General features: G+C 55.7%; 21 protein-coding genes and 1 other annotated feature. Of the genes, 3 read left to right on the top strand and 18 right to left on the bottom strand.

Annotated elements, in window-relative coordinates; all coding sequences use genetic code 11:
- Positions 1 to 40: 40 nt before the first annotated feature.
- From B5F35_RS01400 to B5F35_RS01425, 6 genes are all read right to left on the bottom strand, one after another.
- The gene (locus B5F35_RS01400) at positions 41 to 3,142 is read right to left on the bottom strand and encodes an alpha-mannosidase (protein ID WP_442856411.1); all 3,102 of its coding nucleotides are present in this window, start codon (positions 3,140 to 3,142) and stop codon (positions 41 to 43) included.
- Positions 3,143 to 3,170: 28 nt separating this feature from the next.
- Positions 3,171 to 4,160 (bottom strand): glycoside hydrolase family 130 protein, encoded by a 990-nt coding sequence (locus B5F35_RS01405; protein ID WP_087237339.1) that lies wholly within the window; start codon positions 4,158 to 4,160, stop codon positions 3,171 to 3,173.
- Positions 4,161 to 4,189: 29 nt separating this feature from the next.
- Positions 4,190 to 6,592, bottom strand: a complete 2,403-nt coding sequence (locus tag B5F35_RS01410) for a glycoside hydrolase family 38 N-terminal domain-containing protein (protein WP_140401118.1) — start codon at positions 6,590 to 6,592, stop codon at positions 4,190 to 4,192.
- 163 nt (positions 6,593 to 6,755) lie between these two features.
- Positions 6,756 to 8,300 (bottom strand): ABC transporter substrate-binding protein, encoded by a 1,545-nt coding sequence (locus tag B5F35_RS01415; RefSeq protein WP_087237343.1) that lies wholly within the window; start codon positions 8,298 to 8,300, stop codon positions 6,756 to 6,758.
- A 76-nt stretch (positions 8,301 to 8,376) separates the two neighbouring features.
- Positions 8,377 to 9,330: a carbohydrate ABC transporter permease gene (locus B5F35_RS01420; protein WP_087237345.1), complete on the bottom strand. Its 954-nt coding sequence runs from the start codon at positions 9,328 to 9,330 to the stop codon at positions 8,377 to 8,379.
- 19 nt (positions 9,331 to 9,349) lie between these two features.
- A complete protein-coding gene (locus B5F35_RS01425; RefSeq protein WP_087237347.1) occupies positions 9,350 to 10,315 on the bottom strand; it encodes an ABC transporter permease in 966 nt (321 codons plus the stop codon).
- Positions 10,316 to 10,696: 381 nt separating this feature from the next.
- On the opposite strand from B5F35_RS01425, the gene B5F35_RS01430 reads away from it, so the two are divergent.
- Positions 10,697 to 11,725, top strand: coding sequence for a LacI family DNA-binding transcriptional regulator (locus B5F35_RS01430; protein WP_162611289.1), 1,029 nt, complete (start codon positions 10,697 to 10,699; stop codon positions 11,723 to 11,725).
- 63 nt (positions 11,726 to 11,788) lie between these two features.
- On the opposite strand, the gene B5F35_RS01435 is transcribed toward B5F35_RS01430, so the two are convergent.
- The 4 genes from B5F35_RS01435 to B5F35_RS01450 all read right to left on the bottom strand — a co-directional run bounded on the left by B5F35_RS01435 (position 11,789) and on the right by B5F35_RS01450 (position 16,749).
- Positions 11,789 to 13,141 carry a sulfatase family protein gene (locus B5F35_RS01435; protein ID WP_242969356.1) on the bottom strand — a complete coding sequence of 451 codons (1,353 nt, stop codon included), beginning with the start codon at positions 13,139 to 13,141 and terminating at the stop codon, positions 11,789 to 11,791.
- A gap of 126 nt (positions 13,142 to 13,267) precedes the next feature.
- Positions 13,268 to 14,818: an extracellular solute-binding protein gene (locus B5F35_RS01440; protein ID WP_087237353.1), complete on the bottom strand. Its 1,551-nt coding sequence runs from the start codon at positions 14,816 to 14,818 to the stop codon at positions 13,268 to 13,270.
- 79 nt (positions 14,819 to 14,897) lie between these two features.
- Entirely contained in the window at positions 14,898 to 15,764 is an 867-nt protein-coding gene (locus tag B5F35_RS01445) for a carbohydrate ABC transporter permease (RefSeq protein ID WP_162611290.1), read from the bottom strand.
- Positions 15,765 to 15,801: 37 nt separating this feature from the next.
- Entirely contained in the window at positions 15,802 to 16,749 is a 948-nt protein-coding gene (locus B5F35_RS01450) for an ABC transporter permease (RefSeq protein ID WP_087237357.1), read from the bottom strand.
- 320 nt (positions 16,750 to 17,069) lie between these two features.
- Here B5F35_RS01450 and B5F35_RS01455 point away from each other — a divergent pair, with 320 nt between their 5' ends.
- Together B5F35_RS01455 and B5F35_RS01460 are read left to right on the top strand one after the other, a co-directional pair.
- Positions 17,070 to 19,229 carry an AraC family transcriptional regulator gene (locus tag B5F35_RS01455; protein ID WP_087237359.1) on the top strand — a complete coding sequence of 720 codons (2,160 nt, stop codon included), beginning with the start codon at positions 17,070 to 17,072 and terminating at the stop codon, positions 19,227 to 19,229.
- A gap of 60 nt (positions 19,230 to 19,289) precedes the next feature.
- Positions 19,290 to 19,928: a hypothetical protein gene (locus tag B5F35_RS01460; RefSeq protein WP_087237360.1), complete on the top strand. Its 639-nt coding sequence runs from the start codon at positions 19,290 to 19,292 to the stop codon at positions 19,926 to 19,928.
- A 125-nt stretch (positions 19,929 to 20,053) separates the two neighbouring features.
- Here B5F35_RS01460 and tnpA read toward each other — a convergent pair whose 3' ends face one another.
- The 8 genes from tnpA to rpmG form a co-directional block, all read right to left on the bottom strand.
- Positions 20,054 to 20,521, bottom strand: coding sequence for an IS200/IS605 family transposase (gene tnpA, locus B5F35_RS01465; protein WP_087237362.1), 468 nt, complete (start codon positions 20,519 to 20,521; stop codon positions 20,054 to 20,056).
- Between the two features lie 204 nt (positions 20,522 to 20,725).
- Entirely contained in the window at positions 20,726 to 21,103 is a 378-nt protein-coding gene (gene rplL / locus B5F35_RS01470; RefSeq protein WP_087237364.1) for a 50S ribosomal protein L7/L12, read from the bottom strand.
- Positions 21,104 to 21,168: 65 nt separating this feature from the next.
- A complete protein-coding gene (gene rplJ / locus B5F35_RS01475; protein ID WP_087237366.1) occupies positions 21,169 to 21,705 on the bottom strand; it encodes a 50S ribosomal protein L10 in 537 nt (178 codons plus the stop codon).
- 48 nt (positions 21,706 to 21,753) lie between these two features.
- Positions 21,754 to 21,900: a sequence feature (ribosomal protein L10 leader region), on the bottom strand.
- 43 nt (positions 21,901 to 21,943) lie between these two features.
- A complete protein-coding gene (gene rplA / locus B5F35_RS01480) occupies positions 21,944 to 22,636 on the bottom strand; it encodes a 50S ribosomal protein L1 (RefSeq protein ID WP_087237368.1) in 693 nt (230 codons plus the stop codon).
- 56 nt (positions 22,637 to 22,692) lie between these two features.
- Positions 22,693 to 23,118, bottom strand: coding sequence for a 50S ribosomal protein L11 (gene rplK / locus B5F35_RS01485; RefSeq protein WP_087237370.1), 426 nt, complete (start codon positions 23,116 to 23,118; stop codon positions 22,693 to 22,695).
- Positions 23,119 to 23,252: 134 nt separating this feature from the next.
- The gene (gene nusG, locus B5F35_RS01490) at positions 23,253 to 23,774 is read right to left on the bottom strand and encodes a transcription termination/antitermination protein NusG (RefSeq protein WP_087237372.1); all 522 of its coding nucleotides are present in this window, start codon (positions 23,772 to 23,774) and stop codon (positions 23,253 to 23,255) included.
- Positions 23,775 to 23,811: 37 nt separating this feature from the next.
- A complete protein-coding gene (gene secE / locus B5F35_RS01495) occupies positions 23,812 to 24,084 on the bottom strand; it encodes a preprotein translocase subunit SecE (protein WP_087237374.1) in 273 nt (90 codons plus the stop codon).
- A gap of 21 nt (positions 24,085 to 24,105) precedes the next feature.
- Complete coding sequence (rpmG, locus tag B5F35_RS01500) at positions 24,106 to 24,255, bottom strand: 50S ribosomal protein L33 (protein ID WP_087237376.1); 150 nt, start codon at positions 24,253 to 24,255, stop codon at positions 24,106 to 24,108.
- Positions 24,256 to 24,406: the final 151 nt, after the last annotated feature.

The following is a 24,406-nucleotide window of genomic DNA, read 5'->3' on the forward strand; positions in this document are numbered from 1 at the left end:
CGCTGCCTTGCGGCTTGTTATTTGGGAGCGCGCACGCCAATCAGCGGATGCGCAGCGTCTTGATCTCATAGGGCTTGATGGTGAAGCGCACGCTGCCGTCCTCCACCGCGACGGGCTCGCCGTCCGGCTGCTCCAGGCAGTCGCAGCTCTCGGCGGAAGCAAACGGGAGTCCCCAGTGCAGCACCGTCTCGGTCAGGGCATTCTCGCTCTCATACATACGCACGATCACGCCGTCGCCGTCATCGGCCTGCTTGACGGTCTCCACCACCACGTTGGGCGCATCGCAGAAGGCCAGAGAGAAGCTGTCGCCCGGGACGCCGCCCGCCACAGCCAGCGCGGGCTGGTTGAGGAAGTACGCTTCACGCACCGTGCCTGCCGCGCGCCAGGTCTCGGCGTGGGGATAGATCGCATAGGTGAAGTGATGCGTCTCCTGATCGGTCGTCGGGTTCGGCTCAATGCCGGACTTGATGAGCGTCAGCGAAATGCAGCTGTCCTTCACGGAATGGCCATACTTGCAGTCGTTGAGCAGGCTCACGCCGTAATGGCCTTCGGACAGGTCGGCCCACTTCTGGCCGCAGCTCTCAAACCGCGCCTTGTCCCAGCTGGTGTTGGTGTGGGTCTTGCGGGTGAGGTTGCCGTACTGAATCTCGAAGGTTGCTTCGTCGGTGTGAACATTGATCGGGAACTGCACCTTGAGCAGATGCTGGTGCTCGTGCCAGTCCACCGTGGTCACAAAGTCGATGCGGCGGGTATCGGCATAGAAATGGATATCCTGGGCGATTGTGGAGTTGCTGAACGCGCGCTCGATGTGCAGCGTCGCACGCACGGGGCCGGTCTCCGTCCAGCGGAATTCCTTAAGATCCGTCACATCCCAGAACTTTTCCGTGTAGTAGATATCAATATCCCAGTTGTCATAGTAGATGGGCTTATCCTCAAACACGCGCAGGAGGTTTCCGGTCTTGCCGGCCTGGAGCACCTCGCGGCGGTTCTCCTTGTCGAACAGGCCGGCAATCTGGCCGTTCTCATCAAAGCGCACCGCGTAGAACGGCGTTTCCAGCGTATGGCCGTCCGCGCCCAGCACAAAGCGTTCGGCGGCAGCGGGAGCGGCGGCAGGGGCAAACGTCCTGCGTCCCTTGGCGGGCAGGCTCTCTACATAGACAACCGCGCCGTTTTCCGTCTGCTGCACCGGGTACACATGGCCCTCGCCGTCGGACAGGGCGGCGGCGGTGCACTTGCCCAGCTCCACCACGTCATTGCGCGCAAAGCCGGTGGTGTTGAACACGGTGATTCCCTCGCCCGCCGGAGTCAGAGCGGCCAGGCGCTCGTCGCGCAGCTTGCCGATCTCTTCCTCCATCTGCTCATACTCGCGCTTGGTGACCTCGTACACCTCATGGATGGAGGAGCCGGGCAGGATGTCGTGGAACTGGTTCAGGAGGATGCCGTGCCACAGGCGGTCAATCGCCTCGGCGGGATACGGCACTTCCTTCGCGGCCAGCACGCTGAGCAGCTCGAGATCCATCATGTGCAGCTCCGCCTTGCGGTTGGAGCGCTTGTTGCGCGCCATGGAGGTCAGGGTGCCGCGGTGGTACTCAAAGTACAGCTCACCCTCCCAGGTGGGCAGGCGGCGGTTGCCGCTCACGCGCTCATTGAGCTCGTCGAAGAACGTGCGGGAGAATGCCTGGCGCACCTTCGGCAGGCCCTCGATCCCCTTCTCCATGCGCAGGGAGGTTTCCAGCATGGCGCGGGTCGGTCCGCCGCCGCCGTCTCCGTAGCCGTAGGAGATCAGAATGTCGTTGTTGATGTCCTTCTGCTGGTAGCGGTGCCAGCCGCCGATGATGGCGTCGGGATGCAGCATGCCGTTGTAGGTGGTGAAGAAGTCCTTCTCATCCTGGCCGACGCCCAGCGTCGTGACGAGATGGGTGAGGATCTCCGTGCCGTCAATGCCGCGCCAGCGGAAAGTGTCATAAGGCATTTTGTCAAACTGGTTCCACGCCAGCTTCGTCGTCATGAAATAGTCGATGCCGCACTTCTTCATGATCTGCGGCAGCGCGCCGGAGTAGCCGAACACGTCGGGCAGCCACAGGATGCGGTTGTCGAGATCAAACTCCTCCTTGAAAAAGCGCTTGCCGTAGAGGAACTGGCGCACCAGGCTCTCGCCGCTCGTCAGGTTGCAGTCGGCTTCCACCCACATGCCGCCCTCGGGCTCCCAGCGGCCCTCGGCGACGCGCTTCTTCACCTGCTCATACAGCTCCGGATAGCGCTCCTTGAGGAAGAAATACAGCTGCGGCTGGCTCGACATGAACTTATAGTTCGGATATTCGTCCATCAGCTTGAGGACCGTCGCAAAGCTGCGGCAGACCTTCTCGCGTGTCTGGGCCACGGTCCACCACCACGCCACATCAATGTGCGTGTGGCCGATGCAGCTGGCGATCACCTCGTCGTTCCCGGCAAGATCCGTATACAGCGCCTTGTCGAGATAACGGCGGGCCTCGTCCACGCTGGCACAGAAGCTGTCGTTATACGGGGTGCGCAGATCCAGCAGGTTCACAGCCTCGTTGAGCACGCGCTCGAGATCATGCCGGGCCTTGCTGTCCGGATCCAATCGCGGGAACGCCTGAAGCGGCACGACCATGTCGTAATACAGCGCTGTGATCGCCGGATCCACCTCGCGCAGATCCACGATGAGGTTAAACTCCGTATGCAGGATGCCCGTGTAGGCCTGCATCTCCAGACGGTACTGCATGCCCGCCTTCGCGCAGCGATCCAGCAGCACGTCGCGGTGGTTCATGTCGATGCCCTGCGTCACCACGCCGTTGACGAACAGCAGGAACTGCGGGTTTTTCGCGTCGTCCCACTCGTCGATCTGTGTGCAGACGTGCATCCACAGCGGCTTGCCGTCCAGCTCGGGCGGAACGGTCACGTCGGCGCGGAACCAGTAGTGCTTGTCCGGGCCGTACCAGTGCATGGTGCGGCAGTCGAACGGCTCAAACGGGGCGGCATCGGCTTCCGCGTCCTCCGGGCGAAGGAAGTTGCCCGGCTTATACACCCAGCTGTCGGTCGGGAATTTCTGCTTGACGGAGAGCTTTTGCAGCTCCGTGCAGATCCCGTTGATGCGTTTATCAAGAAAGCTCATGGTCTCCATATGCTGATTCCTTTCTCCGAAATCCGGTTCAGAACGAGTTAGCCTTGATGTAATCGAGGACGCGGTCCACGGTGGTAAACGCCAGGCCGGTGACGGTGTCGGCGCAGCCGTAGTAAACGGCGATGCGGCCGGTCGGCGCGTCCGTCAGCGCCGCGCAGGGGAAGGTCACGTTCGGCACGTCGCCCACACACTCATACAGCATCTGCGGGGCGAGGATATAATCCTTTCCTCTGGCCTTGACCTTCCACGGCTCGCCGAGATCCAGCAGGGCCGCGCCCATGCGGTACACATAGCCGTTGCAGGTGTTGATGACGCCGTGGTAAATGAGCAGCCAGCCCTCGTCCGTCTCGATCGGGCTGGGGCCGGGGCCGATTTTCAGGCTCTGCCACGCGGAGGTATCGCCCGGGACGGCGCCCATCATGTAGCGGTGGCGTCCCCAGTAGACAAGATCCTCACTCTGGCTGACAAAGATATCGCCGAACGGGGTGTGGCCCGTATCGCTCGGACGGCTCATCATCATATAGCGTCCCTGGATCTTGCGCGGGAACAGGACGCCGTTGCGGTTATACGGGAGGAAAGCGTTCTCCAGCTGATGGAAGGTCTTGAAATCCTCCGTCCAGGCCAGACCGATCGTCGGGCCGTGGTAGCCGTTGCACCAGCTGACGTAGTATTTGCCCTCCATCAGGCAGACGCGCGCGTCATAGCGGTATTCGCGCTTCGTGATCTCCGGGTCGTCGCCCACGATGTGGATCGGCTCGTCGTCGATGGTCCAGTGGATGCCGTCCTTGCTGAATCCGGCGAACAGATCCATACTGATGGACAGGCTGTCGCAGCGGAACACACCCGCAAAGCCGTCCTTGTAGGGGACCACCGCGCTGTTGAACACGCTGTTGGAGCGCTTGTTGCCGTCGCGGCCGATGATGGGGTTGCCGTCAAAGCGCCACAGCGGGGTGCGCAGGGTCTCAGGCGGATCCTGCCAGGGGATGTTGGGTAATGCGTTTCCGATAATCTTTGCCATAAAGAACCTCCTTTGGGTCTCAGGAGTGGTCAGTCTTCCACGATCCGCACGACGGGCTCAAACATGCGCTCATGCAGAGCGTCCATCGCGCGCTCAGGGTCGGTTTCATCCGTCAGCCACAGGGTATAGCGGTACTCGGTAAAGCCGGACAGATCCAGCTTGAAATTGGTTTCCCAGATGTTGTTCATCAGCCAGCTCCATACCGAACGGTGATTATCCTCCGGGCGGTTTTCGCACAGACGGATCGGGTGGTGGGTAAGCTCGCCGAAATAGAACAGCGGGACGTCATGCGAAGCCAGCAGCACACCGCCGCCCTCGCCCAGCCAGGCCAGGCCGTCGTCGCTCATGCTGTACTCCATGCCGCCGCCGGGCAGCTGATCCACACCGGGGCGCATGGCCTCGCGGCCGCCCTTGCGCAGCCACAGCTCGTGGCCGGGAAGCTCCAGTGTCACCGGCACATAGACGCTCTCAATGTCGGTGGACAGCGTCTTGCCCAGCTCCACGCGCAGATCGATGCGGGGCAGCTCCTCATACAGCTTGAGCACCACATCGCAGTGGACGCTTCCTTCCATGGAGCCGCGCAGGCGCAGCGTGGTGAACACGGGGCCGCGCTCTTCGCAGATCACTTCCTCGAGCACGGCGGGGAATTGCTCCGCGTGCTGTCCGCGGACGTTGCGCCCCAGCAGGCGGCGCTCCTGCTCCGCCGGGCAGGGTCCCTCGGCGCGCACCCGCGTGCGCTCGTAAACGGGCGTGAAGAACGGCACGCCGCCCCGCATCATCAGCTCGCGCCCGGCACGCTTGTCATACAAACTGCACAGGCCGCGCCCGACTTCGTATCCGATACGGAAAAAGTGGTTTTCAAAGCCGTAGGGCAAGCGGTAGGAAACCGGGTCGTAATCGTTCACGACGTCGCGCACGCACTCCGCGCCAACGTAGCACCGGCGGGTGTTCAGGCGCTGCGCGGGGGCTTCGGCCCTGTGATACGTATACGATTTCCACTCGCCCGGCGCGAAATCGTCCACAAAGGTGATACGGCGGCCGCGCGGGTGCGGGCTGACCTGGCACGGCAGCTCCCGGCCGTCCTCCGCGCGGATAACGGCGGCGGGCAATCCCGCGGGCAGCGTCTCGATGTAAAACTCCACGGCCATCGGGCCGGAAAGCGCGGTCGGGTTCTGCACACGGATGCGGCCCTCGGTCGCGTAATAGCGCAGGATATCGCCCTGCTCCCTCGCGATCCGTCCGAGCATCCGCGCCGCGCCCTCATGCGCGCGGCTGGCGTAGCCGTTCTTGCGCATGTCGAGGTCAAGCACCATCGACTCATACGGATTCGTGATGCTGGCCGAATGGCCCCAGGTGTGCTCGGCGTAGAGCAGCAGGCTGTCCTCCGTGTCCCGCACCAGAGCACCGTCCTTCCCGTCCAGCTCCGGATCCAGGCGGCGGGCCAGCTCATAGCTGCGGCGCGCGCCGAGATAGTGCTTGACGGCATACGGGGTGGAGCCGACGCCATAGGCCCACCAGTCGTTGAGATCGCCCCGGTAAACCGGCGCGTCCTTCAGCTTTGGGACAATCTCGCCGTACAGCTCCTGCAGGCTGACCATGCGCACCCGCACCTTATCCCCATACCGCTGGTTGAAGCCCTCGATCGTGCGCAGGATCAGCGGCTCCGGCGGAGCGTTGTCGCTGAACACTCCGGACACCGACGCGGGGATGAAATCGTAGGGATAGCCGTTTTCCTCGCACTCGGTCAGGTAATCATCCAGATTCTTTGCCAGCGCTTCCACGTCGTCCTGCGGCTGCGGATCGCCGCCGAGGCGGTCGAGCATCATGAAATTGACGGTATGGTTGGGACGCAGGCCCAGTACATTTCCCAGGTTATAATGCTCGCCGTTCCAAACCAGCAGACGGCGGCCGTCCGCGTTCTCCCAGAAATAGGCGTTCTGGTTCTGCCACAGCGGATACATTCCGTGATGACAGTGAATATTAGTGTATAAAAATTCAATTCCGTTGTCAATCATCGCGTCGCGCTGGCCCATGGACAGGCCGTTGATATCGGCGCACATGGCGGTGCGAAGCGTGATGCCGGAATCGGCAAAGCGCTCCCTCCAGGTGCTCAGGCGGCGGGAATAGATCCCGCAGTCAAGCAGATCCGTGAAGTTGAGATAATTGGCTGAAAGGCCGATCCGCCCCTGTGCGGCCAGCTCCAGGAACAGGCGCTGCTCCTCGGGCGCGGCGCTTTCAAAAAACTGCTCCACGCAGTACAGCGTTTCACAGTTCCAGCGGAACTGTGCGTTTTCCGGTTCCTGCATCAGGCGCAGGGCGCTGCGGATGTAGTCGGTTTGCAGGTCGATGACATGCTCCTGCAAATCGGTGTAGCCGATATCGGTATGGGAATGGTGCACGGCATACACCGTGCGGATGGCGTGCTGCTTCATAGTGAAACCCCCGTGGATGGGAAATTGGTGAAAAAGGCCGCCGCTGGGCGGGCCGGTGAAAACGCGGATCAAGGAAACCCGCTGGCTTGTGTTTTCTCCTGCCCGCTCTCAGCGGCGGCCTTTCTGTTACAGAAAATGAATCGGAATGCTCAGACAGTTTTCCTTATCCGGCATTGCTGGCCAGGAAAGCGTCGACCTGCTCCTGGCACTGCGCGACGATCTCGTCGAAACCGGCGGCGCGCATCTCGGACATAATCTGAGGAACGATCTCATCGGTGGCACGGGTGCCGGTGAGCAGCTCGCCCTTGTAGCGCTCGTAGACAGCGACGCAGTTCGTCAGCTGATCCTTGAAGTTGGTGGTGTCAAGGCTGAAGCCCAGCAGCACGGACGGAGAAGCGTTCTCGTTGAGCTCCTTAACCTCGTCGTACTGGTTGAAATCGAAGTCGTCGGTCGGGGTGACGGCGAAGAAGCTGCCCTGGGTGTAGCCAGCCATGGTCCAGTTGACGTTGTTTCTGTGGACCCACTCCTTGGTGTCGTCGGTGTAATCCCAGTCGTCGCCCTGCACGCCGTAGTACAGCAGGTCACGGACATAGCTGTCGGTGTTGACCAGTTCCAGCAGCTGGAGAGCCTTCTCCGGGTTCGCGCAGTTGGCGGAAATGCAGCTCATGGAGCCACGCACGGTGTCGTTGGAAACGATCGTCGGGCCAAGCTTCGTGACAGCAGCCTCAACGCCCATGTTCGGGCCCCAGTTGGTGACGGCGGCGCCGGACCAGCCCTGTGCTACGCTGCACGGCTTGTAGTTGTTCTCCTCAGGCTTTGTGGCAGCATCGGAGTTGATGATGCCGGCCTGATACCACTCATGGAAGGTGTCGAGGGAAGCCTGGATGTCCTCCTGCTCCAGCACGGAAACAACCTTGGCTTCCTTGTCGTCATAGCGGACGCCGATCGGCAGCAGGCCGGTGCCCAGGTTATCATACTCGAAAGCAACCCAGGTCGCGCCGTTCTGGTTCAGCGGGAAGGAAGCCTCGCCCTTGCTGTCCTTCATGGCGGTCAGGGTCTCGGTGAGAGTGCCCAGATCCTTCATCTCGATGGACTCGGGGATGGTGAAGCCGGTGGATTCCGCCAGCTCCTTGTCCCACACCAGATACTCACTGATGGAGGAATCCTTGTAGGACGGAACGGCATACAGCTTGCCGCCCACATAGCAGGCCTCCCAGTAATCCTCGGGGATGGAAGCATACAGATCCGGGGTGGTGGTCTGAACCAGCTCGGTGATATCCTTAAACGCACCGATGGTGATGTCGTTGACATAGGTGTTCATGTTGGTGAACAGGATGTCATACTCACCGGCGGTGTTGACAATCACGCTGCGGCGGTTGTCCCAGTCGCCCCAGGAAACGATCTGCATGTCGAGGTTGACGCCGATCTTCTCCTCCAGATAGGGATTGATCTGCTCAAGCCATGCGTCATAGTTGCTCGGCTGGCCGTTGCCGACGCTGACCCACTTCAGTGTGACCACCTCGCCGGAAGCGGCGTCGCCGCCCGTGGAAGCAGTATCGCCCGTGGAAGCGGTGTCTCCGCCCGTGGAAGCGGTGTCTCCGCCCGTGGAGGCGGCGCCGGAGCTGGCGGGAGCCTGATTACAGGCGGCCACGCTCGTTGCCATGAGCGCTGCCATACTCATTGCAAGAATCTTGTTGAGCTTTTTCATGATGTTTCTCCTTTTTCTATAAAATATAGTTTGAACAGGAAAACCTTGGGAAACCAAAGGAAACAGCGGCCGGGCATCAGCCCTTGACCGCGCCGATCGTCAGACCGGAGATGAAGTACTTCTGGAAGAAGGGATATGCACAGGCAATGGGCACCACGATGACCACCGCGATAGCCATACGAACCGACTCGGACGGCATGGAGTTGCGGTACTGCTGCAGGCTCAGGCCGGCGGAGGGGTTGTTGGCGATGTAGTCCAGATTCTTCATCATGTTGTTGAGCAGGGCCTGCAGGCTGACCAGATCCGATCGGTTGATGTACAAGCTGGACTGGAACCAGTCGTTCCAGTAGCCGAAGGTCAAAAACAGGCCGATGGTAGCGAACACAGGCTTGGAAATCGGAATCACGATGCGGCCAAAAATGGTCAGCTGGGTCGCGCCGTCAATCTTGGCCGACTCGATGATCGAATCGGGAATCGTGGTGCGGAAGAAGGTTTTGCAGATGATGACATTGAAGCTCGACACCGCCAGCGGCAGGATCAAACTCCAGATGGTGTCGTTCAGATGCAGCATGTTCACCATAACCACATAGTTGGCGACCATACCGCCGTTGAAAATCATCGGGATAAAAACAACCCAGTTGAAGAAGCCGCGCAGACGGTACTGCGGACGGGACAGCACATAACCCATGCTGGTGGTCAGCAGCACGCCGAGCACCGTGCCGATCACCGTGACGGCAATGGAGACCAGAAGAGCCTGGAAAATGGTGCCGCGCTCGTTCCAGAGGAACATGTAGGCGCTGCTCGAGAAGGTCTCCGGCCACAGGGCGTAGCCGTTGAGACGGATGGATTCCTCGGAGCTGACCGAGATCATGATGACATAAAAGACCGGGAAGATGCAGATGAAAGAGAGAATGACAAAAAGGACGTTGAAAATCGCATTGGTCGCGGGCTTAATCCGGTTCAGATGCAGGATGGCCGCGCCGCTGTCCTGACTCTCCTTGCGGGCTCTGCGTTTTTCGGCATTACTCATTTTTGTTCCTCCTCTCCTCTCAGATGATGGCGCTGTCTTCGTCAACCTTCGAAACGATGAAGTTCGTGATCAGGATGGTCACACAGCAGCAGACTGCCTGGAACAGGCCGGCAGCAGCCGTCTGGCCGATGCTGATCTGGCTTTGCAGGGACTGGAAAATGAAGGTGTCGAAGGTGCTGACGGTATTGTACAGAGAAGCGGGCACTCTCTGCGTTACCTGCCAGAACAGGCCGAAATCGGAATAGAAAATCTTGCCGATGTTGAGGATGAACATGATGATGATCATCGGCTTGATGGAGGGCAGGGTGATGTATTTGGCCTGCTGCCACTTGGTGGCGCCGTCGAGAATCGCGGCTTCGTAGAGGCTTCCGTCGATGCCGGTGATGCTCGCCAGATACACGACCATGTTGTAGCCCATGGATTTCCAGGTGGACATGAACACCAGAATGAAGGGCCAGTACTGGGGAGCGGAATACCACATCACCTTTTCGCCGCCCAGGCCCATGATGATGCTGTTCGCCAGGCCCTTGTCGGGATTGAGGAACGCATAGACAAAGTAGCTGACCACGACCCACGACATGAAGTAGGGCAGGAACATCATGGTCTGGTAGCACTTGGAGGCGAACCTGGAATACAGCTGGTTGATGATAATGGCCAGCGTGACGGGAATCACCAGGTTGATGATGATGAACACCAGATTGTACAAAATGGTGTTGCGCAGCAGCAAACCAAAGGTGTTGCTTGTCAGGAAGAATTTGAAGTTGTCAAAGCCGGCCCAGTCGCTGTGGAACAGGCTGTACAGAAATCCCTGGCCGGGGGACAGTTTAAAACTCTTGAACGCGATAATCAGGCCGAACATCGGCAGATAGCAGAATACCACGAACCATATGGTGGCGGGCAGGCCGAGCAGAGTCAGCTCTGTGTCGTCTCGGGACCATCTCTTGCGCTTCGGCTGATGGGGGCTTGCGGGCTTCTCCTTATTCATAAGCGCGCTCCTTTCAACAACCTGTGCGGCTTTTGATGTTAAATGAATTTAATACGAGTTAACAAAACGAAACCGACAGTTGTTTTTATTTGTTAACCTAACATTAACACTATTTGCACAATTTGTCAACTGCAAAACCAAAGCATTTTTTAGTTCTGTTACCTATCGTGTAAAAATATTTTTTACTATTGAAAAATTCTAGTTCAATTGCTCAAATCCCTTTCTATCGAGCAAAAAACGCAAAATGACAAATGTTAACATGTGTTAACAAATATATTGCCTTTTTTCTCCCCAGGAGGTATAATAAAAATGCTCCTTTTCCCCCTCTCAAAAAGAAGGAAAAAGAGCAAGATGAAACCAATTGGACGGAGGCCGACACCCATGTGCAAACCAACCATGCAGGATATTGCAGACGCTTTGTCCACATCCCGCGTTTCCGTATGGAAAGTATTGAACAACCGCCCCGGCGTCTCGGATCTTCTGCGCCACCAGATCTGGGAAAAAGCACGGGAGCTCGGTTATCTGCCGCCCGAATCCACCACCTCCTTTGTACCCGAGACGGTCCACCGGCGCAGTGTGGCCGTGGCGGTCTGCCGCCCGGAATCCTCGCTGTTTTGGATGAAGATCATCCATCAGATGGCCAAGGATCTCTCCTCCCTGGGTGTTAACTTGATGTATACGTATTTACCCACTTCCTGGAAGGAAGGCTACTCCCTTCCCTCCAGCCTGTATGACGGCTCTGTGGAAGGGGTTGTAGTGCTCAACGTGTATTCCCCGCCCATTTTACAGCTTCTGGCCGATCTTCCGATGCCGAAGGTCTATCTGGACACCATCCCCTCCCTGCCGTTCGGAAAGCTGGACGGCGATCTTCTGCTGATCGAGGGGCGCGGCCCGATCCGCGAAATCACCGGCCGCCTGCTCGACAGAGGCTATGCCCGGCTGGGATTTCTGGGAGACGTCGGCTATGCACAGACCAACACCGACCGTTACCAGGGCTTTCTTGAAGCCTTTACCCAGCGCGGCCTGACCCCGGATCCCTCCCTGTGTCTCACCGGATCGCTGGGACTGCGCACACACTATGAGGAAATCAGCCAGTTTCTCGAAAACCTTCCCTCCCTGCCGGACGGCTTTGTCTGTGTCAGCGATTACATCGCCCACTTTATCCAGCGCTATTTTGAGGAGCACGGCAGCGATCCCGAGGGGCGCATCGTACTGACCGGCTTCGACAACAACGCCGAATATCTCAACGTGGCCAAACGCATCACCACGGTGGATGTGCGCCCCAAAACGCTGGGAGCGCGGCTGGCCAGCAAAATCCTGTTTCTGCTGGAGCATCCCGGCGTGGCGCAGGAAATCAGCTACGTGCGCTCGGACATCCTGTTCCGCGGCACGCTCGCGGACGAGGCATGAATCTGGAAACACCAAAGCCGCCGATCACGCTTTCTGCGCGTGGCCGGCGGCTTTTTTCAGGCTTTAGCTGTGCCGGATTTCAGGTGTTTCTCCTTCCTCCTCCCTGATACAGCGCAAAAGAATTTCACGCAGGCGATCCCGGACGGCGGAAAACGCAGGAGAATCCACGAGATTTTCCCGCTGGAACGGATCGCGGCTCAGAGAGTACAGGTATTTTTCCTCATAAACCGGAAAGCTGGGAAGCAGAGGATCCGTCCCGGCAGGAGCCTCCACGCAGTAAGTCCATTCCGGCGTTCTCAGAGCGCGGCCCACGCAGCTCTCGCTGATCTGCACAAACACTTCCGGATGTATCGGCTTGCCCGGATGCACCAGCAGCTGCTGCATGGGGACGCCCCGCATCTGTTTTGGCACGTCGATCCCGGCTGCTTGCAGCAGTGTGGGGGCAATGTCGATCAGGCTTGTCAGCTCGGAAACACGGTGGCCGCCGTCGAAAACGCCTCCCTTGGCGATAAAGGGGACATGCAGGCTGTCGTCATGGCAGGAACGCTTATATTCTCCATTGCGCGTACAAAAATGGCAGCCGTGGTCCGCCGTGTAGAGAATGACTGTATCGTCATAAATCCCCTGCCTTTTGAGTTCTGCGACAATCCTGCCGACGTTTTCATCCAGACTGCTGCACTGGCCGAGATAATCCGGCATCTGTTCACGCCAATCTCCTCCGGTTCCCTCCAAATCGCCGGGAACGGGAAAATCACGGAATTTCTCTTTGCTGCCCTCGGGGCCTTCAAAGCAGCTGCGGTCGTTCTGATGATGCGGCTCTATGTAAGAGACAAAAAGGAAAAACGGCGCTTTCTTTTCCCGGCGCAGATACTCAAGCGCAAAATCCGTCGTCGCGTCCGCACGGTAATGCTCAAATTCCCGTTTTCTCCCATCCTTGTCGAACAGATATCCGCCGTATCCATGCGAAGTAAACTCCAGTACATCCGCGGCAACCCAGAAATCCTTATATCCGCCCCGGTATTCTTCCGGAACAGCGGTGGTTTTGTAGTCCACGCTGTCCTCCCGCTTGGCAAAGGAATGGTGGGAAGCCAGATGCCATTTTCCCACATAGGCAGTCTCATAGCCTGCTTCGTTGAAATAATGGGCAATTCCCTTTTCGGTGAGCGGCAGCATGCGGTCGTTGACCTCGCACCCAATCACCGAAGGATATTTTCCCGTCTGGATGCAGGCGCGTGCCGGGCCGCACACCGGCTGGCAGGTCATGGCGTTCTCAAAGAGCGTCCCCTCCGCAGCCAGCTGATCCAGATTTGGTGTCAGGTGAAACCGCTCCCCCAGGGGCTGATGGTAGCAGCTTACTGTGTCATACCTCTGCTGATCGGAAAAAAGAAATACCACGTTTGGCCTGTTTTTCATCATGACATGCTTCCTCCCCGTTATGCAGCCCGCATTTTTCCGGATCGCCGCGGCACTGCCTTTACATATTATGCACGGCCCGGACGAAATTCCGGGCCGTGCGTTTTGACGCAAAGCTATCCTTGTGTTTTATTGAAGAGCCTGATAAGCTTCGTTTACCTCTTTTTCAATCTGGTCGCCGCCCATGGAGTAGAACTCATCCACATAGTCCTCCCACGCGTCAACCGGCAGGCTTCCCATCACGATTTTTGCCAGATATTCCTGGAAAAGCTTGGTGCAGGTGTCCGGGTAGTCAAGCATGGCCGGCGTCGTGCCCCAATATTTATTTTCCCGGTAGCTGTCCTGGAAAGCTTCAAAGCACTTAACCGCATCGTCCTCCACCCATCTGCGATCCACAACCTGAAGGAATCTTACGGGATTTCCCAGGCCCTTTGCGTAAATTTCATCATACGTGCTGGTCTGAATAATCTTCGAGCCGTCCTCACTCAGCGTGAAGTCCTCTCCCTCCACGCCGATGGAGCACAGATAAAATCCTCCGTTTTCGCTGTCGTCAACCGACCAGTTAAGCAGCTGGATCAGAACATCCACATCCTCACAGGAGGAGGAGATGGCGCGGATATTGCCATAACCGGGAGCCGATTCCTGTGCACCGAAATCACCATTGGGGCCCTTGATTGAACCAATGGGGGCCACCTTCGCTGTGGGGGTTGCGGCAAGCAGAGCCGCGGTTTCCGGCTGCACGGAGGAACCGGTGAAGCCGGAGCCCTCATAAATGCCGCCCTTTGAATTGGCAAATTTCTGATCCTTGAGACTGGCATCCGTTGTGAAGATATCCGGATCGATCAGCCCTTCCGCATACCATTTCTGAAGGGTGGCAAGAGCGTCCTTCGTCCCCTCCAGCGTGCTGCCCATACGCAGGCCGTCGGGAGTCTCCATCCAGAACTGCGGCTGGATGCCGTACGCGCCGAAGATCACGTCAAACACGGTGCTGTCCACGCCCAGATATCCAAACGTGTCGTCCTGTCCGTTGCCGTCAGGATCCTGCTCCTTGAAGGCTTTCATGACCTCATACATTTCATCAATTGTGGTGGGGACATCCTTGCCCACCTTATCGAGCCAATCCTGACGGATAATCAGCCCGTTGGTATTGGGCCCGTTGATTGCACCTTCCAGATAGCCGACAGGGAACGCATACAGATGCCCGTTATAGGTCACGGCATCCACCTCCGCGGGACGCATGAGGTCCTTAATGGCGGGAAGCTGATCCAGCTTGTCCTCAAGCGGGATGATCAACCCCTGGTCGGCAAAGCTTGTCAGCGTAACCATATCCACATTCATGGCATCCGGCATGGAATCGCTGGCCGCGAGCACATTGAGCTTATCATAATACTCTGTGCCGCCGATCGCCACAACCTCCCAGTCAATATTGGGCAGGCCGTACGCCTTCATCGCGTCCTTCATGATCTGGTAGCCTTCTCCTCCATCGGCGGGGTAAGTCGGCCAGGCGCCGCTGCGGTAAATGGTGAAGTGATAGCTCTCTTTCTCTGCCGGAGCCGCGTCAGGCGTGCTGCTGCCGTCCGTACCGGAGGCCGTGGACGGAGAGCTGCACGAAGCGCCGAGGGAAGCGGCCATCCCCGCCGCCAGCATACAGGCAAGAATTCTCTTCCAATACTTTTTCATAAGGTACCTCCTTACTGTTTTCCCCGGAAGCAAAAGTTCTCCTTCCGGACCTATCGCTGAAAAGGGTACGATCGCATCGTCATCCCTTTACCGAACCAATCATAACGCCTTTGACAAAATATTTTTGCAGGAACGGATAAACACACAGAATAGGAGCAACAGAAATGATAATTGTCGCGCCGATGACGGACTCCACGGCGGACTGCGCGCCCTCACCGGTGGTGCGGGCCAGCATTTGCCCATCAATCACCTGGCGGATGTAAAGCGGGAGGGTGAAATTTTCCCGGCTGTTCATGTAAATCAGCGGACCCATGAAATTGTTCCAGGAGGCCACGGCAATCCAAAGCCCCACCGTCGCCAGAACCGCCTTGGACAGCGGCATGATGATCTGAAAGAAAATCCGCAGCGGCCCCGCGCCGTCGATAAAAGCGGCTTCCTCCAGTTCGGAGGGCATGGCGGAAAAGAAATTTTTCACGATGATCGTGTTATATGGTGTGACAATCGCCATAAGAATCAGAGCCCACAGGTTATCAATCAGGTTCAGGCCTTTGACCGTCAGATAAGTGGGGATCAGGCCCCCGTTGAAGATCATGCAGAATACAACGGCAAAGGAAAGAAAACGATGTCCCGCTACCTGCTTTTTGGAAAGCCCATAGGCCAGCATTGCGGTCAGCAGCACTCCGATCCCGGTCGTGAGTACCGCTGTATAGATGCTGTTTGCGTAAGATGTCCAGATAAAAGCGTTTTTTGTGACCAGCTGATACGCCTGCATGGTAAACTCCCGCGGAAGAAGAAATACGCCTCCCCGCGTCGCTTCTGTGGCGGAGCTGAAGGACAGGCACAGTTCATGCCAGAAGGGATACAGCATAACCAGGCTGAGAACAGCGAGAATAAACGCGTTCACCATTTCAAACAGCCTTTCTCCCACTCCTTTTTTTACCTTCATAACGGAAACTCTCCTTTCTGTCTCGGTGTCCTGATCGTTACCAGATGCCATCCTGTCCCATCTTTGCGGTGACAAAGTTGGAAATACTCACCAGAATCAGGCCCACAACCGACTGGAAAAGCCCCGCCGCCGCCGCGTAGGAGAAACGCCCCTGCGCAAGACCATACCGGTACACAAAGGTATCGAGCACATCACCGACATCCATTGTGGCAGGGGTTTGCAGCACATACATCTGATCAAATCCCGCGCTCAAAATGGAACCCGTGCGAAGAATCAGCATAATGGCGATGGTTCCCGAAATAGCCGGAAGGGTAATATTCCATATTTTCTGGAATCTTGTGGCCCCGTCCACAGTGGCTGCTTCGTATAGATCCGGGCTGATGCTGGTAATGGCCGCCAGATATACGACGGTTCCCCAGCCAGCCTCCTTCCAAATATCCGAAATGACAACCAGCCACCGGAAATTTGCCGGTTCCAAAAGCGGATTTTTTGCCGCTCCGAACAGCGAGAGCACTCCCACAGAGGGAGAGAGGATCGTCATCATGATGCCGCCCACCACAACCCAGGAAATAAAGTGCGGCAGATATACTGTGGTCTGCACCACCTTTTTGTATTTCAGATGTCCCACTTCGTTGATCATCAATGCCAGAAGAATGGGAGCGGGGAAACTGAAAACAATTTTCAAAATGGATATATAAATGGTGTTGAACAGCACATTGGTAAATTCCGCATTGGAAAAGAGCATTTCAAACCATTTCAGGCCAACCCACTCACTGCCGAATATTCCATCTGCAATCCTGAAATTTTTAAAGGCTATCACAATTCCTGCCATGGGCACATACCGAAACACCAGAAGAGCGATAATACCCGGCAGCATTAACAGATAGTAATATTTATGCACCCGGAAATTTTTGCGGAACCGCTTCCAGCCGCTTTGTTTCTGTGGCTTTGGGACTGAAATTGTCCTGCCATGGATAGCATTCATAGGCTGTACCTCCTTGTCGCTGTGTCTTGCACATAATATATCGAATTGCCTATAAAATGTAAATTCAAAAGCGTGATTTTTTGCATAATGCACGGCACAATTTCAAAAAAGTAACTTTTCACCTATAAATTTGCAAAAAACTTCTTCTCTCAGGTCACTATTTTGCAATGCTGTTTTTTTACACTTTTTCTCCCTTGGGTGGGCAGGGTTGACCGGGTTATCTTTTTGCTATAAAATAATACATACAAATTCAAAAATTTCATGTATTATTGCAAATCTTTGGTTCCGCCATTCTTTTTCCACTTGGGAGGCAATGTGTTATGGTTAAAAATTCCCGCAGGATTTTCCCCCGATACATCTGGAAAATCATTGTGGCATGCACCCTTCTCGTCATCCTGCTGGGAATGGTTTCCTACCGCCATGCCAAAGAGCAGATGCAAAAAGATCTCAAAGAAAATTTGTCCTATTGCCTGACATCCTTTAACAACACTTTCAATGCCATGGCCTATGCCGGTTACACACTTGAACTGGAGCCAACGGTAAGCGGTGTGATGCATTCCCCTCTGACCGTGGATCCCTATGATTACCGCCTTACGCTGGAACGCTGTGAAGATATTCAGGCGCAGCTTTCGTCTCTCGGTGTCTCCTCCATCAATCTGTACCAGGAGCAGGCGGAGTTTGTGTTTGCCACTGGGGTTGGAAAGGTCGACGTCAAAGACTATACGGACGGCGCTTTCCTGCAAAGCCTGAAGACCTCTCCCATGCCCGCCGTCGTGCAGAGAACCAACAACAATAACCGGGTCATCACGCTTGCAACAGGATATTCCTCCAAATATTCTGCCAATACATATGGATACCTGTGCTTCAATCTGAAAAACAGCCATCTGGAAAATCAGCTTTCCAAGTTTCTTCAGGAGGGATATTCTTTTTCCTTGATCAGCCGGCAGGCCGAGGCTCCTCCTATTCTTCTGGGGGAATCAGCCGGCTATGCCTACACCGAAACCGGAATGCTCAACTCTTACTACCTGTCCCTGCAAATTTCGTATCCCCGCTCTCTTTTTCTCGAAAAATTCATCCGATCCTTTTTACAGCAATGCGTCCTGCTTGTTTTGGGAATTGCCATTGTATGTACCATCTTTCTGTGGAGCTTTCGTTCCTTCCGCAACTTTTTCGGCCCTATCCTATTCCGTCTGGTGGACTTTTACTGCCAGAGCGAGGACTCACAAAGTTTTACGGCGGATTCCCTGCAAAAAAGCTTTAATCGTTTGATTGACGACAGAAAAACCTATGAAGAGCAGCTTTTGGAAACCCACCGCTGGATGGAGGAAAAAGGGATTAATTTTCTGCTTCAGGGAATCTTTACAGAAAAAAGTGAAATTTTTTCCCTGTCATCCTCATTGGCTCAAGTACAAAACGGCACCTTTCTGGTTGCGTGCATTCACCTGATGGAAGGAGCACTGGAAAACCGCGAAAGAGTACTGCTGCGGGCCATGCTCAAAAATATTTTCACCCAGACAAGTGAACAGGAGATCTTTTCCCGCGCGGTGGATATGGATTTTGAAAGCATCGGCGTGGTATCCGTCTATCCCGCTGAGCTCTCACCGCAGGATATCAGAAAAGCATTTCTTCACAGGCTTGAAACCATGCGGAGCAGCCTGCCAAAGCTTTTGTATGAAAAGGTATTTGTATCCGTCGTCTGCCCTGTATGCGGGCTGGAGCAAATTCCTGCCGGCTACCAACGCGCCAAGGCAAATCTCATCTATCGTCATATTCTGATGGATACGCATCATTTTTTTGCAGATACCTCAGAGCCGGAGCCCGATATCCTCATTTCTCCTCTGGAGATGACACATATGATCTCCGCCATCCGTATGGATCGGCTGGATGTTCTGGAGAATTATGTAAAACAACTGCTGGACAAGGAATATACAGAAGGCGGTACAGAATGGTACAAGCTGAAATCAAAAATTTATATTATTGTAAGCATGATCTTCAATCAATCCTTTTTATCAGCAGACTCCACATTGTGGGAAAAACTGTATGAGCAGGCGCAGAGCCTTGGAAATGCCCGCAATGAAGAGGAAATTCTATTGGGAATGAAAAATCTTCTGGAAACAATCTCGCAGGAAACACTTTCCGTCATCGCCAGAAGTGAATCCGGAAGCCACTATGTATACGCGGCCTGCCGGTATATCGAGGAAAATTACGATCGGGAAATCGCCGTTGGAGATATCGCGCAAGCCCTGTCTCTCAATGTCAAATATCTTTCCCGTCTGTTCAAGCAGCACTGTGGTCAAACTATGACGCAATATATTTCCGCACTTCGCCTGAAAAAGGCAATCGCGCTTCTGGAAACCACTTCCCTGCCCATTCACTCGGTTGGAGAGCAGGTGGGATTTCATGATGTTCGCGGCTTTATCCGTCTGTTTAAGAAGCAGTACGGCATCACTCCTAGCGAATACCGTCTGGAAAAAGCCTGAAACCGGAAAGGGCCTTCCGGCAGGAAGCTTGGTTTATAAAAGCAAAGAGAGGTAGAACGCATGATCGCAATTCTTAGGCAGACAGCATCCGGCGGCAGCGCCGATTACGCTCTGGAGCGCGGCGGACAGCCCCTGTGCACCGCCCGATCCCCATTTTCGCCCACCGCTCCCGGGATCGAATTGTTCCGGCAGAACCAGCCGTGGCTTCGGATTGCGCCGAACCTGAGGGAATCCGTCAAAAGGAAGGTCGGAAACCACACCTGGCAAACGGCTCCCTGCGACATCACCGAGGCGGGCGGCCCGCCCATCGGCCGCATCGCCAAACTGCGCGAGGGCACGCTTTTTTCCTCGATTTCCTACACAGAGCTTCATCTGTACGATCGTGTATTTCATATTTATGAAATTGGTCTGGGCAAGGAGGGGATGAAATATCCCGTTTACGAGGGCAGCGTACAGATCGCCCAAATAGAAAAGGATCCGGTCGTGTACGACAATCTGGATGCTTACACCCTTTGCAGCCTGGACGATTTCGGAGAGCTCGCCGCCCTGCTGACCGCCCTGTTTCTCGATTTTCACAATTACCGAAACGCGGGGGAACGCGTGCGGGGACAGAAAAGCGTACAGTATGTCTATACCCGGAGTCAGGAGGTTCTCGCCAAATACGATCCCTCCTTCCGTGCCCGCTGTGAAACCCGCTGAAGCCATCCATACAAAAAACAAATAGGAACCCACCAGCAGAGCTGGTGGTTCTTCAGATGCGGGCAAAGCCCTAAGATACTGGCCACGCCTAAAGGCGTTGGTACGGTCTGCCACCTGCAAAAAGATTATTCCTTGCTACCCGTAAACGGGTCTATGTATTCTTTAATTGTCATCTGGTCTTCAATCTGATCTTCTTTGAGCTGGTTCTGGATATACTCCGCAATCTTTTTTGCATTCTTACCTGCTGTGTCGACGTAGTATCCGCGGCACCAAAACTGCCTGTTTCCGTATTTGTATTTCAAATTAGAATGCCTCTCAAATATGATCAGACTACTCTTTCCCTTGAGAAAACCTACGAAACTTGAAACACTCATCTTCGGTGGTATCTCTACCAGCATATGAATATGGTCGGGACACACTTCTGCCTCTACTATTTTCACCTGTTTCCAGTTGCATAATTCTCTCAGTATTTTCCCTATTTCCACCCTGTTTTCTTTGTAAAAGATTTTCCTCCGATACTTTGGCGCAAATACTATATGATATTTGCAGTTCCATGTCGTATGTGCTAAACTATTGTTGTCATTAGGCTTCATGCCTTTTGTCCTCCTTTTGATACTTTAGTGCAGTTGGCAGACCGCATCTTTATTGTATCAAAAGGAGTTTTTCTTTCCTATGGAACGCTAAAGCTCTTTTTGAACTCCCCGGCACAGCCGGGGGTTTTCGTGAAACAAAAAAATCCGCTGTCCCTTGCGGAACAGCGGATTTTTCGGGCTTTTTTGAAAAAATGGGGGGTGAACTTACTTCAGCTCAACCTCAGCGCCAGCCTCGGTCAGCTTCGCCTTCATAGCCTCGGCGTCGTCCTTGGAAACGCCTTCCTTGACCGGCTTCGGAGCCTCGTCAACAACAGCCTTGGCTTCCTTCAGGCCCAGGCCGGTCAGCTCACGGACAACCTTGATGACCTGAATCTTGTTGGCGCCGCCGGACTTCAGGATCACGTCGAACTCGGTCTTCTCCTCAGCAGCCGGAGCAGTAGCAGCGGTCGGAGCAGCAGCAACAGCAACCGGAGCAGCGGCGGAAACGCCGAACTCTTCCTCGAGAGCCTTTACGAGCTCGGAGAGCTCGAGAACGGTCAGGGACTTAACATCTTCAATCAGCTTAACAACCTTATCAGACATGGCTGGAAACCTCCGTTATTTTAAATTTTATAAAGTATGATACTTTTGTGCGGGCTGCGTAAGGCTTATGCCTGCGCGCCCTGCTTCTCTGCGATGGCGTTGAGCGCGACCACCAGGCCCTTGAGCGTGCCGTTGAGCACGGTGACAAAGCCGGTAATCGGAGCGTTCAAGCCGCCCAGAGCCTTGGCCACGAGGACCTCCTTCGGCGGGAGCTCTGCCAGCTCCTTGACGCCGTTGGCGTCGAGGACGTTACCGTCGACAAAGCCTGCCTTGAGCTCGAAGTTCTTGTTCTTCTCCGCATACTCGGAGAGGATCTTCGCGCTGGCGACATAGTCCTCCTTATTGTACGCGATGGCGGTGGTGCCCTCCAGGACATGGTCGAGGCCCATGATACCCGCATCCTCAAGCGCGCGCTTGAGCATCGTGTTCTTGACAACCTTATAGGTGCTGCCGGCTTCGCGGAGCTGCTTACGCAGCTTGGTGTCGTCCGCGACGTTGATGCCCTTGTAGTTGACAATCACGCCGGTGCAGGACTCCTTCAAAGCGGCGGACAGCTCGGCTACCTGCTGCTTTTTCTGTTCCAGAATTTTCTCGCTAGGCAATTCGTTTCACCTCCACATACAGGAATCAATCCCATCGGATTTTGGGATGACGCAATCAAAAAAGCCCTTCCCACATACCGCGGGAAGGGCGTAAGAAACCAAAGCAATGATTCTCGTCGCTCTATCCTCGGCAGGCTGGGAAAACCCGATTACGCATACTGCGCCTGCTGTCTCTGAATAAAACAGCTTGATTATTATATCACAGGCAGATGCGCCTGTCAAGGGGATCGGACGAAAATCAGCCGACCTTGCTGGGGTTGATGCGCACGCCGGGGCCCATGGTGGAGGCGACGACGCAGGAACGGATATACTGGCCCTTGCTGGCGGCGGGCTTCGCTTTCACGATAGCGCCGAGCAGAGCGTCGAAGTTCTCCTGCAGCTTCTCGGTGCCGAAGGAAACCTTGCCGATGACGCAGTGGATGATGTTGGTCTTGTCGAGACGGTACTCGATCTTACCGGCCTTCGCGTCGGCAATCGCCTTGCCGATCTCGCGGGTCACGGTGCCGGCCTTCGGGTTCGGCATCAGGCCGCGGGGACCGAGGACCTTACCGAGACGGCCAACCAGGCCCATCATGTCCGGGGTGGTGATGAGGACGTCGAAATCCATCCAGTTTTCGTTCTGGATCTTCTGGATCATGTCCTCCGCGCCGACAAACTCAGCGCCTGCGGCCTCGGCGTCCTTCGCGGCGTCGCCCTTGCAGATCGCGAGGACGCGCACCGTTTTGCCGGTGCCGTTGGGCAGGACGATAGCGCCGCGGACCTGCTGGTCAGCGTGGCGGCTGTCGACGCCCAGCTTCACATGCACCTCAACCGTCTCGTCAAACTTGGCGGTGCCGGTCTTGACGCACAGGTCGAGGGCCTCATCCACATCGTACAGCTTGCTGCGGTCGATGAGCTTTGCGCCATCGACATATTTCTTACCGTGTTTCATTGGTTTTCCTCCCTATAAGTGGTAAATCGGATTTGGTGTTCCTCCCACCCGGGTGATCAATCTACGACTTCGATGCCCATGCTGCGCGCCGTGCCGGCGATCATGCTCATCGCGGACTCGATGGTCGCGGCGTTGAGGTCGGGCATCTTCTGTTCGGCAATTTTCTTGACCTGCTCACGGGTAATCTTAGCAACCTTCGTCTTGTTCGGCGCACCGGAGCCGCTCTCAATGCCGCATGCCTTCTTGATCAGGACAGCAGCCGGAGGGGTCTTGGTGATGAACGTGAAGGAACGATCCGCGTAGACGGTAATCACCACGGGGATGATAAGTCCCGCGTCGTTCTTCGTGCGCTCGTTGAATTCCTTCGTGAACGCCATGATGTTGACGCCGTGCTGGCCGAGTGCCGGTCCAACAGGGGGCGCCGGGGTAGCTTTTCCTGCAGGTATCTGAAGCTTGATAAAGCCCGTTACCTTCTGAGCCATTTTTCTGCACCTCCAAAATTCGTGGTAGCTGGCGGAGCGGGCCGCGTAAGGATTGTACCCGTTCCTCCCACAAGGGGACAAGGCCCCTCTCTCTAATACAGCGGGTTTCCCGCGATATTATGCGAACAGTAAATTCATTCGACCGGTTCGGCCTGATCCAGCTCGAGCTCGACGGGGGTTTCCCTGCCGAACATCGACACGGTCACGCGCACACGGTTCTTTTCGGAGTCGATCTCCGTGACGGTTCCGACAAAGCCCTCAAGCGGGCCGCCGGTGATGTGGACGCTGTCTCCCACACTGTAGGAAACCTCCACCTGCTTGGTCTCCACGCCGAGCTTGGCCACTTCCTCGTCGGTCAGCGGGATCGGCTTGGAGGACGGGCCGACAAAGCCTGTGCAGCCGCGGATGTTGCGCACCACATACCAGGATTCGTCGGTCAGGATCATTTTCACCAGTACATATCCGGGGAAAATTTTCCGCTCCACTTCACGCTTCTTGTTGTCCTTAATCTCGGTGACAGTTTCCGTCGGCACCTTGATCTCCGGAATCAGATCGTGCAGGTTGCGGTTTTCCACGGTTTTTTCGAGGTTTGACGCGACCTTGTTTTCGTACCCCGAATAGGTGTGGACGACATACCACTTTGCTTCCTCAGGCATTTTCACCCCTCCGCTCTGTCTGTACGCATGCAGGCGATCAGACGTTCATGACAAGGCCGAGCAGGGCGAGGAAAATGGAGTCGAGACCGGAAATGAAAATTCCGCTGATGATGATGGCCACCAGCACGACGCCGGTATTCTTGAACACCGACTTCGGAGTGGGCCACACGATCTTTTTGATCTCGCTCTTGACATCGCGGAAAAATTTCCCGGCGTTCTTGACCGAGGCGGAGAACTTGCCGGGCTTCTTGTCCTTTTTCTCAGGGGAAGCCTTTTTCTCCGGCGCGATCTTCTTCTCAGTGTCAGCCATTCGCTTTTCCCTCCGTCCGGATTACTTCGTCTCTCTGTGAAGCGTGTGCTTTCTGCAGAAACGGCAGTACTTGTTCATTTCAAGACGGTCCGGATCGTTCTTCTTGTTCTTCTTGGTGTTGTAGTTGCGCTGTTTGCACTCTGTGCAGGCCATTACGACTTTCACTCTCATGTGACGGCACCTCCCGTTATACGGAAAAATTTTCAGGAAGCGGTTGCTTCCCGGGCTCCTCCGCGGAGCCTTCAGCCTCCCTCGAAATGGGCGCAAAAAAAGAACCCCCATCTGAGGTAGTAACATCATAGCATACCCCAGCACGCCCTGT

The sequence above is a fragment of the Anaeromassilibacillus sp. An200 genome (genome assembly GCF_002160025.1).
Classification (GTDB): domain Bacteria; phylum Bacillota; class Clostridia; order Oscillospirales; family Acutalibacteraceae; genus Caccousia; species Caccousia stercoris.